Origin of the sequence: Vibrio atypicus, assembly GCF_009811315.1 — a bacterium.
In the GTDB taxonomy this organism is placed as follows: domain Bacteria; phylum Pseudomonadota; class Gammaproteobacteria; order Enterobacterales; family Vibrionaceae; genus Vibrio; species Vibrio atypicus.
Genome location: NZ_BLID01000007.1, coordinates 173958 through 189791 on the forward strand (window position 1 = coordinate 173958; position 15834 = coordinate 189791).

General features: G+C 44.3%; 10 protein-coding genes. All 10 read right to left on the bottom strand.

All coding sequences use genetic code 11. From position 1 onward, the window contains the following. Positions 1-27 precede the first annotated feature (27 nt). The gene (locus tag GVO60_RS15710) at positions 28-1938 is read right to left on the bottom strand and encodes a beta-N-acetylhexosaminidase (protein WP_159655678.1); all 1911 of its coding nucleotides are present in this window, start codon (positions 1936-1938) and stop codon (positions 28-30) included. Between the two features lie 10 nt (positions 1939-1948). Then, positions 1949-2824, bottom strand: coding sequence for a glucosamine kinase nucleotide-binding domain-containing protein (locus GVO60_RS15715; protein WP_159655680.1), 876 nt, complete (start codon positions 2822-2824; stop codon positions 1949-1951). Continuing rightward, positions 2824-4545, bottom strand: coding sequence for a glycoside hydrolase family 9 protein (locus GVO60_RS15720; RefSeq protein WP_159655682.1), 1722 nt, complete (start codon positions 4543-4545; stop codon positions 2824-2826). Before GVO60_RS15720 ends, GVO60_RS15715 begins: the two co-directional genes overlap by 1 nt. Before the next feature lie 78 nt (positions 4546-4623). Then, complete coding sequence (locus GVO60_RS15725) at positions 4624-5619, bottom strand: ABC transporter ATP-binding protein (protein WP_159655684.1); 996 nt, start codon at positions 5617-5619, stop codon at positions 4624-4626. 42 nt (positions 5620-5661) lie between these two features. After that, positions 5662-6645 (bottom strand): ABC transporter ATP-binding protein, encoded by a 984-nt coding sequence (locus GVO60_RS15730; RefSeq protein ID WP_159655686.1) that lies wholly within the window; start codon positions 6643-6645, stop codon positions 5662-5664. Between the two features lie 2 nt (positions 6646-6647). Next, positions 6648-7673: an ABC transporter permease gene (locus tag GVO60_RS15735; RefSeq protein WP_159655688.1), complete on the bottom strand. Its 1026-nt coding sequence runs from the start codon at positions 7671-7673 to the stop codon at positions 6648-6650. Between the two features lie 2 nt (positions 7674-7675). Then, positions 7676-8662, bottom strand: a complete 987-nt coding sequence (locus GVO60_RS15740; protein WP_159655690.1) for an ABC transporter permease — start codon at positions 8660-8662, stop codon at positions 7676-7678. Positions 8663-8836: 174 nt separating this feature from the next. After that, on the bottom strand, positions 8837-10519 hold the full coding sequence (locus tag GVO60_RS15745; protein ID WP_159655692.1) for an ABC transporter substrate-binding protein: 1683 nt from the start codon (positions 10517-10519) through the stop codon (positions 8837-8839). Positions 10520-11175: 656 nt separating this feature from the next. Beyond that, positions 11176-14562: a response regulator gene (locus tag GVO60_RS15750; protein ID WP_159655694.1), complete on the bottom strand. Its 3387-nt coding sequence runs from the start codon at positions 14560-14562 to the stop codon at positions 11176-11178. A gap of 228 nt (positions 14563-14790) precedes the next feature. Beyond that, on the bottom strand, positions 14791-15813 hold the full coding sequence (gene rsmC, locus GVO60_RS15755) for a 16S rRNA (guanine(1207)-N(2))-methyltransferase RsmC (protein WP_159655696.1): 1023 nt from the start codon (positions 15811-15813) through the stop codon (positions 14791-14793). Positions 15814-15834 lie beyond the last annotated feature (21 nt).

A 15834-nucleotide genomic window follows, 5' to 3' on the forward strand; every position in this document is an offset into this window, starting at 1 on the left:
CGCTAATGAGTACTCATTGGCTGCGTGTTATTTCCAAGGTTGTCGGTATTCAATATTTTGTCTGTCTAGCAGAGGTAGATGCCCCTTCAACCTTGATAGATAGTCTTCCCAATCTCGTTGGTTTTTGTTTGTCCAACATGCTTCAGCCATCGCTGTTAGGCGTGGGAAAACCATGTAATCCATGCGCTGCTGTGTAGTGATAATTTCACACCATAGGGCGCATTGGATTCCTAAAATTCTTTTGCGGATAGGGTCCTCGTCGGGGACCTCTGCGAGAGGCTCATAGTGATAGGCGCTTTCAAGCGGAATAACCGCAGCCCAATCGACACCGGGTTCTTTTGGTGAATAATCTTGGCTCATATCGAGATAAGTTGATTGACCCGGCTGCAAAATCACATCGAAACCTTGTTTGGCACAATTGAGAGCGGCTTCTTCACTGAGCCAAGAGTAGATGACAGTGTCTTTACTCACTTTGTTGCCATGCTGCGCTTCTTCCCAGCCAACCATACGTTTACCTAATTTACGTAGCTTTTGCTCTGCATATCTGAGTAAGTGACCTTGGAGTTCTTTTGCGCTTTGATAGTTGTGTTCTTGCATCAGTTTCTGGCATTGAGGGCTCTCTAGCCATACGCCATCAGGGACTTCGTCTGCTCCGATATGCACCCAAGTGGCTGGGAAAAGCTCAGCGACTTCTTCAAGCACTCGGTCGAGGAACTCGTAAGTTCCTGGTAATGCAGGAGAAAGAACATTGTCGGTATAGTGTTGAATGCTTCTAAATTGTGATTGATCTTCTTCATCTTGCAGTAAGTGAGGTAAGGACTTAATTGCTGCTCGGCAGTGGCCTGGGATATCGATCTCAGGAATAACCGTGATGCCTCGTTCACTTGCATAAGCAATGATTTCTTTTACTTGCTCCTGTGAGTAATAACCACCGTAGACACTACTTAGATGGCTGAACTGCGGAGCGATAGGAGTTCCGGTTCCTCGGTAGGCACCAACCTGAGTCAATTCTGGAAAAGCTTTGATCTCTAGGCGCCAGCCTTCGTCATCGGTTAAGTGCCAATGAAAGGTATTGAACTTGTAGTGAGCCAATTGGTTGATTAAACGTTTAACGCGTTCGATCGGATGAAAGTGGCGAGCACAATCAAGCATCATCCCTCGATATTTAAATCGAGGAGCGTCAGATATTTTTACATAGGGCACGCATAGAGATTGATCTGAGTTCACTTGAATAAGTTGCAAAAGCGTCGCGCTAGCGTGAACAAACCCAATACTTGAACCTGCTTCTAAGCGAATACCTGAGCCTGATACTGTGAGTTGGTACTCACCTTTATCTAGGGTTGGGTTATTGCGATAAAGGATGTCACTTTGGCCAATTGTTTGTACCTGAAAATTAAATAGCTCATACAACTCTTGCTGTAACCAAGTTGCTGCTTTATCAGCTGATGAGGCCTGAAGTGTAATTTGGCTTGATTCGGATAGATGAAAATGACCTTCATGGCATTCAACAAAGCTCGGCTTTGGAATCAAGGCTAACTGAGTTGATTGAGTTTCTGGAAGCTGACTTCTCTCACGGTAAGGCGATGCTAACACAATTGGGGTGATCATCACCGGATATGTGGTGGTTCCTTCATTCGTGATGATCAACGCATCTTTAATACCGTCAGTATAGAAACGTAACGGAGCCGTACGAATGCTGAACTCACAATAGTAATGCTGATTAGCAATAAGTTGCTGGCTATCCGGCGTCACGGTACAAAAGCTTCCTACCTGAGAGATACCACCATGAGTAAAACTGTCAGGAAGGATATAGCGATCGATAATAAATTGGAGTTTCCAATCCGCTATATCTTGATCTGTGAGGTTATGAACCGTTAAACCGAAACGACAAAACTGTTTTTGTTCAGATAAGACAGCAAGTTCGATACGAAAGCTCAAAGTTAGCTCCTCAGTACAGATTGTGCTCGGCTTTGCCGGCAAACATTAGTGCACCTTCAATTGCGTCGAATTGAGGCTCAACAACCCAGTTTTGTACTGGAGGAGAAAGCCAAGCTTTGATTCGCTCAGCAATACTGCCCATGAGGCAGATACGTGTAGCGCCTTTGCGGTTTAAGGCGATTAAGAACATTTCCACATCACTGGCTGTTTGCTTCAACATTGAAATTGCAAGGCTATCACCTCGCTCGGCGTGCTGGAAAATTGCTGGAGAGAACTGGCCATAGTCACGAGGTAGAGCACTTTTAGACCATTCGACAATCTGGTCAACATCGTTGTTAAAGTGAGCAATGACATGCTTAGCCAATGGTGTCTTTTCAACGATGCCATCTTCGGCTAGTAATACTTGTTGAATTAGGCGCAGGCCCATGACAGCGCCTCCACCTTGGTCTGATATTGGAAACTCACGACCGCCAACTACGTGTTGCTGTCCAGCACTTAAGTAGATACCACATGAACCCGTTCCGGCAATCATAATGGCACCATCATCGCCATTGTGAGCACCCACGCAGGCGCCATACGCGTCAGTATTAAGAACGATAGTAGCGAATGGGTGAGTTTGCTGCATGAAGCTATGCCATGCTGATTTCTGTTCTGCGCCCGCGAGTGCAAGGCCCACATGCATATTAGGAAAATCTTTCTCGGTTAGTCCCCCCAATCGAGCTGCTTGTGTGATCGCATCGATAATAGATGTCATCGCTACGTCTACGCCTAATAAAATATTGGCACTGCCACTTTTCGCTTCACCGATAAAGTTACCAGCCTCGTCACGAATTCGAGCGCGACAAGATGTTCCGCCACCATCAATTCCAACGTAGTAAAGAGTCATTATTTCTCTCCTTGCAGGCTAAAGTGATTGAATTGTGCGATTACTGCGAGTAAATACCAGGCGCCATGAGGAATCCATTGCTCTCCCCAACGCCAGTTTTGAAGCATGTCGTCTTTCTGACCTGGAGGGTTAAAAGCAATATCTTGCTCATCATCAAATCCAGCTGTAATCCCATTACATACCCCACCTTTAGCATTAAAAAAGCCATACTGGGGTAGATAGTCGGGATTATTGTGGCCGTGGCCGTCAAGCATGCACATGTGATATGGGTTAAGGCCCAGAATCCAGTTAAGTGAATCCTGAGAGAAACGTAGGAGTTGCTGTTTAAGCTGAGTATCTTTGATAAATGGCAGTGCAAAAAATGCCATTGAGCTCAATGAACCTAGGCGAGCATTTTCACCTTGCCACCAATAACCCGATTCATTGTTATGCGCAACGAAGAAGGCATCACGTTTATTTTCATTTACCCCTTTCACGTACTGACGAGGGTAACCAAATGGATTCGCAGTATTTTGGCTAATGTTCAACTCAAACGTGACATTTCGCTCAATGGTTGTAAGAGTTTGTTGTGCTAGCTGTGTATCCGTTTCTATTTCTAAATAAGTGCATAACGCAAGGCTTGGTAGGCCAGCTTCAGCGGCATGGAAGAAAGGTCTAGATCCGTCTTGATTCGCTGACCAGAAATGGTCAAAGTTGTCATCAGAGAGCTGTCGCTTGAGCAGTCGACTTGCCCATTCGCGAGATTCTGTTAAGTATTGATCTTTAGACGTGGTTTTAAAGAGTTCGACTGTTGCCAGCAATGCGCAGTACTCGTCAATGATGTTCTCTTCACCATTATTAAGATATTGATTATTAAATTCACGTAGATGCCAATAACCTTGCTCTGCTGCTTTTAAATACTCATCACTACTGTATTCGCCACTTTCTTGGAGTCGAGCAGCAGCGGCAAGCGCAGCAATAGAAACGCCACCACCTTGTCTAAATCCAGCCTGATAGTCTTCAGATTTATGGCCATCTTGTGTCGCGTAGGCACATATCTCACGTTGGTTGATATCTTTGGACCATTTATCAAAAACAGTCATATAAAAGTAGCCAGCGTCGTTTTGCATGCGCATTAGGAAATCAGCACCAAACAATGCTTCTTCGGTAATACGAACCTTGGTAAATTGAGCGACTTGATCACTTTCACCGATAAGCTCTAATCCTTTCAACATGTTCCAAACAACCATTGGAGTTTGTTGCGGATTCAGGTAGTTGGCATAGGAAAGGTGACTAAGGTATTTGCTCACATCTCCGGACGCGTCGTACCAACCACCATGTACATCTACACGTTGATCGGTACCTAGCAGAGGAATTGAGTGATCTTGTTTATCGAAGCGGCCGCCACTACGTTGTGATTTGAAGTAGTGAAGAACATCGGACAGAGTGGTATTGAACAATAACCCGTTATCGATCTTGAATATTTCTGAGCGGAGATTATCTACACGTAGGTAGTAACTACCGAATTGGTTAAATTCCGAGAAATCAATGCGAAAAAAATTCCCTTGGTGCCAGTTTGCAACCTTAGTTCCTTTCTCAATGCTAAAGTTAGCCACAGTTTGATGACTGTCGGCACACACCAATAGCGCAGTGGTGGTAGAAAGGCGTGGCTTTCTTGTCATCAGAACAGCTTGCTTTGGACCAAGGGCTTCATAACCAATGTGGTTAGTAAGTAGCAGCATTAAAATCTCCGAAGATAAAAATTTTTTCTTATGGTGTTATTGAGCCAAGAATCTCGGTGATTCTTGGCTCATTAGGTTTTAGTTTTCGTACAAGTAACAACGAACAAAGTGGTTATCAGAAAGTTGAGTCACTTCTGGTAGTTTTTCACGACATTTGTCAGTGGCATGCTGGCATCGTCCAGCAAATGGGCAGCCTAGTGAAGCTGGAGTCCAAAGCGGTATCTCGCCTTTATTACCTTTCAGTTTCTCATGGATAGATTTGCTTGGATCTGGAACCGCTGAAACCAACAACTGAGTGTATGGGTGTTGAGGATCGTGAATGATCTCTTCGGTATCACCCCATTCAACCATGTGACCAACATACATAACCGCTAAGTCTTCGGCGATGTAACGAGCCGTTGCAATGTCGTGAGTGATGTAGAGTAGAGACATTTGCTTCTCGAACTTCATCTCTTCCATCAAGTTAAGTACACCGGCACGAATTGACACGTCTAGCATTGATGTTGGTTCATCCGCTAGAACCACTTCAGCTCCGACTGCAATGTTGCGGGCCAAGTTGACACGTTGACGTTGACCACCAGATAACTGGTGAGGGAACTTCTGTGATGTCTCTTTTGGCGGAATTAAGCCTACCTGTTCAAGAAGGTCATAAACACGCTCTTCCTGCTCTTTCTTATTGCGAGGATCGACCTTTTTGTGGATCAGTAGCGGACGCAAGATATGGTGGAAGATATTGTGCGTTGGGTTCAATGAACCAAACGGGTCTTGCCAAACCATTTGAACGCCTTCGCGGTACGCCATGATGTCAGAGCGCGAATCGATCGTTTGGATATCACGTCCTTTGTATTCAATCACACCATCAGTTGGAGCGTACATTTTTGCGATCATTTTCGCTGTTGTTGATTTTCCTGAACCAGATTCACCTACAACGGACAAACCACGGCTCTTGTACATCTTGAATGACACGTCGTTAATGGCACGCATCATTGGTTGGTTTAGTGCGTTACTGTTAATAGGAAAATCTTTAACTAGATTTTTCCCTTCTACCAGTAGTTCGCCATATTCTTTGCTCATAATTGTCTCCAGTAATCTTTATTCTTATTTCTCAGTAGCTTCTTAGAGCTTTGCTTGAGCAATTGGGTCACCGTAAAGGTGGCAATTAGAGAAACGATTTGGCTCAATTTGTCTAAGTTGAGTCGGGACTTGAGTACACGCTTCATGTACACGGTCACAGCGAGCTTGGAAACGACAGCCCTGCGGAATTTCCAGCAGGTTTAGTGGGTTTCCAGGGATACCCGTCAACTTAGTTTTTGGACCAATTAGTGGAGGGAAAGAGCTACCCAACCCTTTTGTATATGGGTGGAATGGGGTTTGTAGAATCTCTTTCGATGGAGCAACTTCAATCAATTCACCTGAGTACATGATGCCGATGCGGTCAGAGAACTCGACCATTAACGATAAGTCATGGGTGATGAACAAAATTGAAAAGCCGAACTCTTCTTTTAGTGCATAGATCTTCTGTAGGATTTCACGCTGAACAACCACATCAAGTGCTGTTGTTGGTTCATCCATGATGATCATTTTTGGATTCAAAGCGAGTGCAATCGCAATTACCAAGCGCTGACGCATACCACCAGAGAACTGGTGAGGGTAGTCATTCAAGCGACTAGGGTGAATATCAACGATTTCCAGTAGGCCTTCTGCACGCTTACGTGCTTGTTCTCGGGTCATATTTGTGTGACGCATAATTACGTCACAGAACTGATCTTCCATGGTTAATACTGGGTTCAAAGCATTCATTGCGCTTTGGAACACCATTGACATTTCACTCCAGCGGAATGATTGCATACGCTCGTCGCTGTACTTAAGGATATCTTCACCATTGAAGATTACCTCGCCACCAGAGATATATGCTGGCGGCTTATGAAGGCGCATTAGCGAGAACGCGACGGTAGATTTACCACAACCAGATTCACCAGCTAGACCAAAGACTTCACCTGGTGCGATATCGAAGCTAACGTTGTTACACGCGCGAACGTCGCCAGAATCAGTGATGTAATCAACGCAAAGATTGCGGATAGAAATAAGTGGGGTAGTCATAATTATTTATCTCCGCTCCAAAGTGCATTTTGTGGTGGTAGTTCAGGTGTACGTTCTTGCTTATCTTGCTGAGCAAGTTTCTTCCAACGTTTCATACCTTTGTGTGAACGAAGTTGCGGGTTAGCAATTTCATCTACTGCGAAGTTAAGTAGTGCTAGACCAGTAACTAGAACTGTTAGAGCGAAACATGGAGCCAATACTTCCCACCAAGCGCCGATAAGCATTGCTGATGAAGTTTGTACGTTGTACAGCATGATGCCCCAACTGATTGTGCTTGGGTCACCAAGACCTAGGAACGAAATGATAGATTCCATACCAATTGCGTACATAACTGAACCGATGAAACTTGCACCCACAATTGGGATTAGGTTTGGAAGAATCTCAACGAAGATGATACGGAATGAAGATTCACCCAATACTTCAGCAGCTTTAACAAACTCTTTTTCTCTTAAGGCTAGAGTTTGCGAGCGAATAACCCTCGCCCCCCAAGCCCAGGAGGTACAACCAATGATGATAGCTATCGTTAGTGGCCCTGCCTCACCGATGAATGCAGCCAGTACGAATAGTAGAGGGTATTGCGGAATTACCAGCATGATGTTCATTGCGGCTGTTAACACATCGTCAACGCGACCACCGAAGTAACCTGCTGAAATACCAATAACCGTCGCTAGGAAACATACCGTTAGACCAGCACCGAAGCCTACACCTAGAGAGATTCGTGCACCGTAAACAAGCTGAGACCAGATGTCACGGCCCATACGGCTAGTACCTAAAGTGTGGTCAGCCTTTTTAGACATGATCATGGTGCGGCGATCAGTTGCTAAGTTTTCTGCGATCCAACCGTCTGGATTTGCTTGAGCAGATTTCACTACAAATGAAGGGTACTCATGTGGATTACCAGTACGCTTATCAGGGGCGTGTTGAGTAATCAGTGGAGCTGCTACCGCCATAAAGATAAACAGTGAGACAATCGCTAACCCAACACGTGCGTATGCGTTGCCAAGAATAAGTTTAAATAGAGATTTCATAATTATTTACCTCCCTTGCGAAGGCGAGGGTCAAGAACAACATAGAGCATGTCGGCAATAAGGTTGAATGACAGCATGAACATCGTCATGATGATCAATTGCCCTTGCAGTACTTGGTAGTCACGAGCGTGGATAGCGTTCAGAAGAACCGTACCTAGGCCCGGGTAGTTAAAGATGATTTCAATGATTAGCTGACCACCGATTGCCATACCTAACGACATAGATAGGGCTGTTACACTTGGTAGTAGCGCGTTACGAGCAGCGTAGTTAAAGACAACGCGATTTTCGCTTAGGCCCTTACCTTTCGCCATTGTGATGTAGTCTTCACCTAGTAGGTTAATCATGTTGTTACGCATGTTTACTAGGAAGCCACCAATCTGGATGATAGACGCACAGAAAAGAGGAAGAACGGCGTGATAAGCGACATCTTTGTAAAACTCCCAGCTTGTCCAATCTGGAATGGTACCCGCAGTGTAAGCATATCCTGTTGGGAACCACTTTAAGCCGATTGCGAAAATGAAGAGCGCTAGCATCGCAATTACAACCTGTGGAACCGCCTGGATAATGAGCATGCCTGGAGTAACGAATGCATCGTATTTACTACCACGTTTCCATGCTGCGAAAATACCTAAGATTGAACCCAAAGCGAAAGATAGGACTACAGCACTACCGGCTAAGAAAAGAGACCAACCAAATGCGCCACCTAGCAGTTTGTTTACTGATAGAGGGTAGAACTGAATTGAAGTGCCTAGTTCCCAGCTAAGAATGTTTTTCATGTAGGCAATGTATTGAACGAATAGGCCGCCATCGACAAAGCCTAGCAGTTCTTTCATTGCAGCAATGCGCTCTGGTGTTACCTGTACCGAAGCGTTCGCAAACATCATGGTAACGGGATCACCCGGCATTGCTCGAGGAATAATAAAGTTTAACGTCGCAGCAACTAATAATGCGACCAAATAGAACGACAAACGTCTTAAAAAATAACCCATAACTCACACCTTACTCACCCAGATTTTCCCTGTTTCTGGTTTCAGGTCGCTCCTAGCGAAAACAAAATTTAGAGCGAAAAATCCCCTGACGACTGGCGCCATTTAACAAACTAATCAAAGAGTGGGGGGATTTAGCGGCACACAGACTGCGTGCCGCATAGTTAGAACAACTACTTATTTAACTGGTTTTAGGTCCAGTACATGTAGTAGACGCTCTGGGATACCAGCCCAAATGTTTGGACGGCCTTTTGGATTTTCTTCGTTCCACCAACCAGTAAAGCGAGTTGTGTTGTATTGGAACATGTAAGCACCAGACATTACTGGAATCGTTACTTGGTCAGAAGCAATGATTTGCTGGATGCCATGAGCGATTTCTAGCTGCTCATTCTTATCAGCTGTCTTGTAGAAGCTGTTTAGAAGACCGTCTAGCTTATCGTTCTTGTAGTAGTGCATTGCAAAGCGAGGCATACCGTCACCAGACTGTAGCTCTGAGTTGTAAGCACTGTTCCAGTATAGGTGTGGATCTGCACCGTGGAAGTAGTTGGTGTAAGCGACGTCATACGTTGCTTCAAGCATAGCTTGGTTGTACACAGAGAAATCTGGAGTACGTGCTTTAGCTTTGATACCAACTTCTGCTAGTTGCTCAACAGCTAACTGAACAGTGTTGTTAAAGTCAGTCCAACCGTTAGGAGATTGAATTAGAAGCTCGAAAGACTTGCCAGATGGAGTATCAACAAAACCGTCTTTGTTTACGTCTTTAAAGCCAGCTTTCTTAAGTAGCTCTTTAGCACCTTCAACGTTGTACGTGTTGTAGCCTTGGTATTTCTTATGAGTGCTCTCATCAGACCAAGTCTTAAATGCGTAACCTAGACCAGATGCGAAGTCATTCACTGTACCACCGCCGTAGAATGCGATGTCGATGATAGTTTGACGGTCAAGAGCCATAGAGAACGCGCGACGGAAGTCTACGTTTGTTAGAGCTTCATTCTTAGCTGCATCTGGGTGTTTGAAGTTAACAACGAATGCCTGTGTACCTGCTGGCGGGTACCAGTACTGGTGGTTAGGGCTTGCAGCAGCGTACGTACGGTCGATGTCTGGAATGAACGATGAAGTCCAGTCCATTTCGCCATTTACAACTTTACCAAGGAACTGGTCGTTGTTTGCGATTTGAGGAACACGTAGACAGTCAACATCTAGGTTATCTGCATCCCAGTAGTTAGGGTTTTCACACTGAATGTAAAGCTGTGGAGTAAACGTTGCGATTTCAGTAAATGGACCAGAACCTACAGGGTTTTCGTTAGTGAATGTTGAAGGATCTTTGATCTTGCTCCATACGTGCTGTGGTACCACAGGCACTTTCACGATTTCGTAAGGAGCGTTTGAGTTAGCTTCTTTGATATTGAACTTAACTTGGTAGTCGTTCAATTTCTCAACGCTAGAAACCCAAGAGTTAATACCGCTTTGATCTAGCTCTGGCTTCTCTTTAACTAGGTTGAAAGAGAAAATTACGTCGTCTGCGTTGAATGTTTCACCGTCAGACCATTTAACGCCTTTACGTAGGTCAAAAACAACGCTCAGTAGATCGTCAGCAATTGTGTAGTTTTCTGCTAGACGGAATACAGGAGTGTTACCTTGCATTTCGTTGAATACTACTAGTGGCTCGTATAGGAAGTCAGTTGTAGTGTGTAGGTTAGTAGCACCTAGGTACGGGTTAAAGTTACGTACGAAAGTGGTGAACTCTTTAGGGTGGATCGTTAGTTCACTGCGCTCAGCGGCTGCTGCAACAGATGTGAATCCAGTTGCTGCTGTTGCAATAATTGCTGTTGCTAGTGCTGTTTTTTTTATGTTGGCAAGCATAGCTGTTCCTTACTATTTGCTTTCATTTCACTTATGGAATGGAATGTCATCAATTGATAAACACTCACTAAGGCCCACCTCTATGAAATGATTTCTTATCGGAGGTGATGAGAAATCTAGAGTGGCCTGTAGGCCTTAGGCACAGTTAGAAAACACCTTAACGTTAATTTTCGCAATCGCTATTCTCGTTAAAAACGTAAAAACTACCCCAACCCTCGTTAATAACGTCAATTGAACGTAATTTCAGCACCTGCTGTATGTTTTTTGTTAAGTGATCTGACTCGCACTGTGATTTTGCTGTATGGTCATTTGTTAGTGGTTACTTACATTGTTGGTCTTTATATTAAGCGGTTTTTTGCTTAGGTTGATTATCTGAGATCTTAATCACTTAGGCTTTGTAGTGTTAATTTACCCAACTAATTAAAATCTGCCGTATTGTTGTGACTGGGTTCGCAATATCGATTGTTTTTACGTCAAATCGCTATTGTAGTGGCCATTTAGGTCACTCTATAAGTCAAGTTGCGCCAATTTTAAGTGAGAAAATTACCTTGTTTTACGTGTCGTAATAAGCCTTTCTTGAGTATATTGTTGTTTGTTTTACTGGTATAAAAAAGCCCGCTAGCTAAGCGGGCTTTATTCAATTTTACTCGTTATGTTTAACTCGTTAGTAGGTGCTGTAGTTTATTGCGCAGTCCTTCGATATGAGTGCGTTGAGGGCTTTGTTCATTGCAATGCTCAAGAATGTAGTCGAGCGAGCTCAAAACGGTACGCCAGCGAGGTGTCTTCGGCAGTGTTTCCATACGTAGGTATTTATCCAACGTACGGGTTTGTAAGGTACTTCGGTCTAAATAGACGCGCCATAAACCACTCTGCTCAGCAAAGGCAAACTTGGTTTCACCTGTCACACTCTCCCAGTACTCGATAGCGTTGGTCATCGCATCGACTAAGATTTCTCGCATGACTTCTTGTTTTGGCTTGCTGTCTGAAGAGACTTTATCGGCTAAACGGGTAAATTCTCCTCCGAGTTCTTTTAACTCTTGTAGCTTAGCTTTATCACCGTCAAACGCATAACTTGATAGTGCTTCAATAGCCGTCTCTAGGTTGTTTATTCGGCTAGCATTGATGCTGCCACCGACGTTAAAGATATAAATCGATCTGAGACCCGAGCCTTCAGGCAGTTTCAGAATGTCAGTCGACAGGTGCTGACGTACATCTTCCACATAGATATCAATAACACCACAGTAGTGCTCTTGAGTGACGTTAAGAAACTTAGGAGCGATTAACTCTTCCGCTGATGAGCGTTTTAGTTGCTCTGTTGAGCGTTTAAATAGCTTAGATGCAGCTTCATTGGCAAATCGTATCTTATTGTCATCACGAACACAGATGATTGCTTCTGGAGCGGTTTCTAATTGCTCTAGTAGGCGCCCTTGTGTCTCCAACAAGCTCGCTTCAACGAGAGCGCGCTGTTTTAGCTCAAGTTGTAATTGTTGATTCTCAACACGGCGTTGCTCCGCTTTACTAGCGGTTAGGTGGGCCATAATACGCGCAGCCAATTCTTGTTTGTTGAAAGGCTTAGAGAGATAGTCATTGGCACCAGCATTGAATCCACGAATCCGATCGTCGGCTTGATTTAGAGCTGTAAGCATGATGACAGGTAGCTGAGCGTGGTCATACTCTTTACGTAGTGTTTCACACACTTGGTAGCCACTCATACCCGGCATCATGATATCGAGAAGGACCAGCTCAGGTTTTTCTTTTTCGATATTTTCAATCGCCTCTAAACCATCCTTAGCCGTCCTCACACGGTAGCCTTCAAGGCGTAAGAAACTGTCAAGAACTCGAAGGTTTACAGGTTCATCATCGACCACTAATAGTAGAGGACCTTCTGGGTTCTCAGGCAGGTTGCCGGTCTCTGCGAGGTCGATATCACCTATCTCTGGAGCTCTGAAATGAGAGCTTTCATATTGGCTTGCTTGCTCAATTTGTTCTTCTGTCGCAATTGGCAGCGTGAAACTGAATGTTGTACCGACCATAGGTTGACTGCTGACATAGAGTGATCCCTTCATCAGTTCAATCAACTGACGACTGATCGATAACCCTAGCCCTGCGCCTTGACGATAGCGACTCGAGTCATTGCCTGCTTGAATTAGCGGTTCGAAAATATGATCGAGTTGATCCGCAGGAATACCTTGGCCTGTATCGACGACTTGAACTCGAATATTGTTATCAACCACGGTGGCAGAGATAACGATTTTGCCTTCACTGGTATATTTAATCGCATTTCCGATCAAGTTGTACAAAACCTGCTCTAGGCGCTGAGGATCAGCACTGACCCAAATAGGCTCATTAGGTACTTGGTTGATAATGCGTAGTGGCTTGTTACCGAGTAAATGAGAAGAGAGCTCCAATACCAGATGAGTGGCGCCAGAGAGATCAACGGCACTGGTTTCAATATCCAGGTTGCCATAGCGCATCTTGTGATAATCGAGCAGATCATCAACCAAGGTCGCCAAGCGTTGACCACTGCTAATAATAATGTCTAGCTGGTATTTGTGGTCTGCTGTGATTGGGCCGTTAGCGCCAGAGATTAACGCCTCTGCAATACCGACCATGCCATGAAGAGGTGTGCGCAGTTCATGTGATGTGGTTGCGAGGAACTCATCTTTGAGTTTATTGGCAAGTTGTAGCTCATCATTTTGCTTTTGAATCAGTTGTAGATTACTTTCTAATTCTTCATTTTGCTGTTTGATGAGTTGGATCTTTTCACGTATAGAACGCTGCATGCGTTCAAAACTAACCGCGAGTCGGCCTATTTCATCCTTACGCTCCGTATTGATCATACTTGCGTCCATATCACCTGCTGACACTTTTTCTGCAGCCCAAGTGAGCTTAAGTAGAGGTGAGGTGATGAAGTTAGATAAGTAATGTGATGCCATGATCACTAATACAAGCGCGATAAGCATTGCGACAACAAACAACTTCTCAAGCTGGTGGACACGGGCAAAAGCGACACTTTCAGGTACTTCTACCACTAGAGCCCAATCAATACCTTTAAAAGATACTGGGCTATACGCAGCAATAGTGTCTTCACCAATAGTGTTGGTATAGGTACCTACATTGGTTAAACCGCTGAGCGCTAAGTTGACCACTTCTTGGCTACGATCGATGTCTTCTTGTTCATATGCCAAGGTTCGGGAGTGGTGATCACTACCAACAAGTAGAGTCTTCATTGAGGCAATGTTGTTGGTATCAGCGATCAGTTTAGTGATGCCATTGTTAGGGAGACGGAACATGGCGTAACTATGTAGGTAACCCTGTTGAATGATGGGCGCACCTAACCAGGCCACTGATTTGCCATTGTCATCAGTGAAATCCGAGATAACAACAGGTGTAAAATCTTCGTTGGTCTTGCGCTTCTCAGTCACCAAGGTACGTAGTTTCTGGAACGTTTTACCTAGATTAGCTTCTTGGTACTTACCAGATAGTAGGTTAGTGCCATAGTTGTCATATTTATAGATCGAGTAGGTGACATTACCATCTCTATCTACCAGTAGAATATCGTCAAAATCAGAGCGCTTTAGCAGCTCTAGATAGGCCCAGTGGTAACGCTTATGGAGCAGGCGGTAACGCTCAGTGCCGTTGAAGATGCTGGATTGTGGCAATATTGACGTTTTGATTTGATCGCCTGAACCCTGAATATAACGTTTTTGCGCATATTCTCGAGCATTCTCCATGTCTAGCCCTAAGCTTTGAAAAGCATTAACTAGACCATAGAAGCGTCCGCCACTCGCATAGGCAAGTTCCGAGCGAACAAAACCCATGACTTCAGATTCTTTAGCGTACAGGTAATCAACAACTTGTTGCTGTTTACTGTCTCGCACTGAGACAAGGTGAGAGGTGCTCTGTTCTTGCAGATCTGTGGTGTGGGATTGCAAAAAGAAGATGGCAGTAATAGTCAAAGGGATAAGACTTAACGCTAGAAATGCCAGCATTAATGTGCTTTGAAGGCGTTGAAATCTTTGCTTTCGATACAACTTAAACATGATGTTATGAGACTTTCCGTGAAAATACGGCTCTGTGTCAGGTTGAATCTAGTCTGCAAGATAATGCTGACGGCAGAGCAAAGTAAAAACGTTATTTCCTAAAGTGACAAAATTAACGAGTTTTTTTACTTTGACAAGTAAGTCGCAATTAAAGCGTGGAGAAAGGCGCAAATTTAGTGGCTGGTATTGAAGAAAAGCCCAGTTACTGTGCAATAACTGGGCTCAAGATTATTTCTGAGCGTGGTAGATGCTAAATTTGTTGGTCTTATTTAGCGTCTCACAATTACCAAACGCTTGTTGGATAATCGGTGGGTATTTTAAAAAGCTATTGGCGACGATGATCAGCTCTCCAGGGCGGGCTGAATGCTTAGGTGCTTCTGCAAGCAAAGTTTCTGTCGCGCTGTAGCTCGTATCTAAGCCTGCATGGAACGGCGGGTTGCTAATAATAAAGCGATAATCTGAACTGGTATCCGAATAGATATCAGAAGCGAATACTTTCCCTTTTAATTCATTGGCTGCAAGTGTCGCTTTACTCGACTCTACAGCTAGTGCGCTAATGTCACACATTTCAAGCTCGATAGAAGGGTTAAGTTTAGCCATCACTGAACCTATAACACCCGCGCCACAGCCAAAGTCTAGAACTTTGCCAGAAAGCGCTGGCAGTGTATCAAGTAATAGCTGGCTACCAACATCAAACTGACCGTGACTGAATACGCCAGGTAAGCTCTTAATGGTTAATTCGTGCTGTTTATAAGTGACTTGGTAGCTCTTAAACCATTCTTGAAGCTTAAATGGCTTAACTTGCTCGGTACATTGGCCCCAATAGAATGAACAACGACGAGCTGAATCATATTTGGTGATTGGTCCATAGGCTTTAAACATTTTCTCAATGCTCTTAATGCCCGAGCGGTTTTCTCCTACCACCACAATTTCAGTGTCAGTGCCTAGCTTCGCCATTAACATCGCCAGCAGAAATTCTGCTTCCGCTTTTGCTTTTGGCCAATAAAGTAGTACTAAGTCTGCTTGAGTATCTTGGTTAAATTCAGCGCCAAATACGCTAGTGATCTGCGCATACGGAGAGATTTGACGGTAATAACCGTAATTGGTTGTGAACACAGTTACGGATTCACAATGCTTAACCAATTCAATAGGGAAAAGATCTTCAGACTCACCCGCAACCAGAACGTGTTTACCTTCGAAGTAAGCGAGTTGTCTTTCCGCAATTTGGCTTGGCGCAATATAAGCAGACATAGTGGACTCTATTAGATAAAA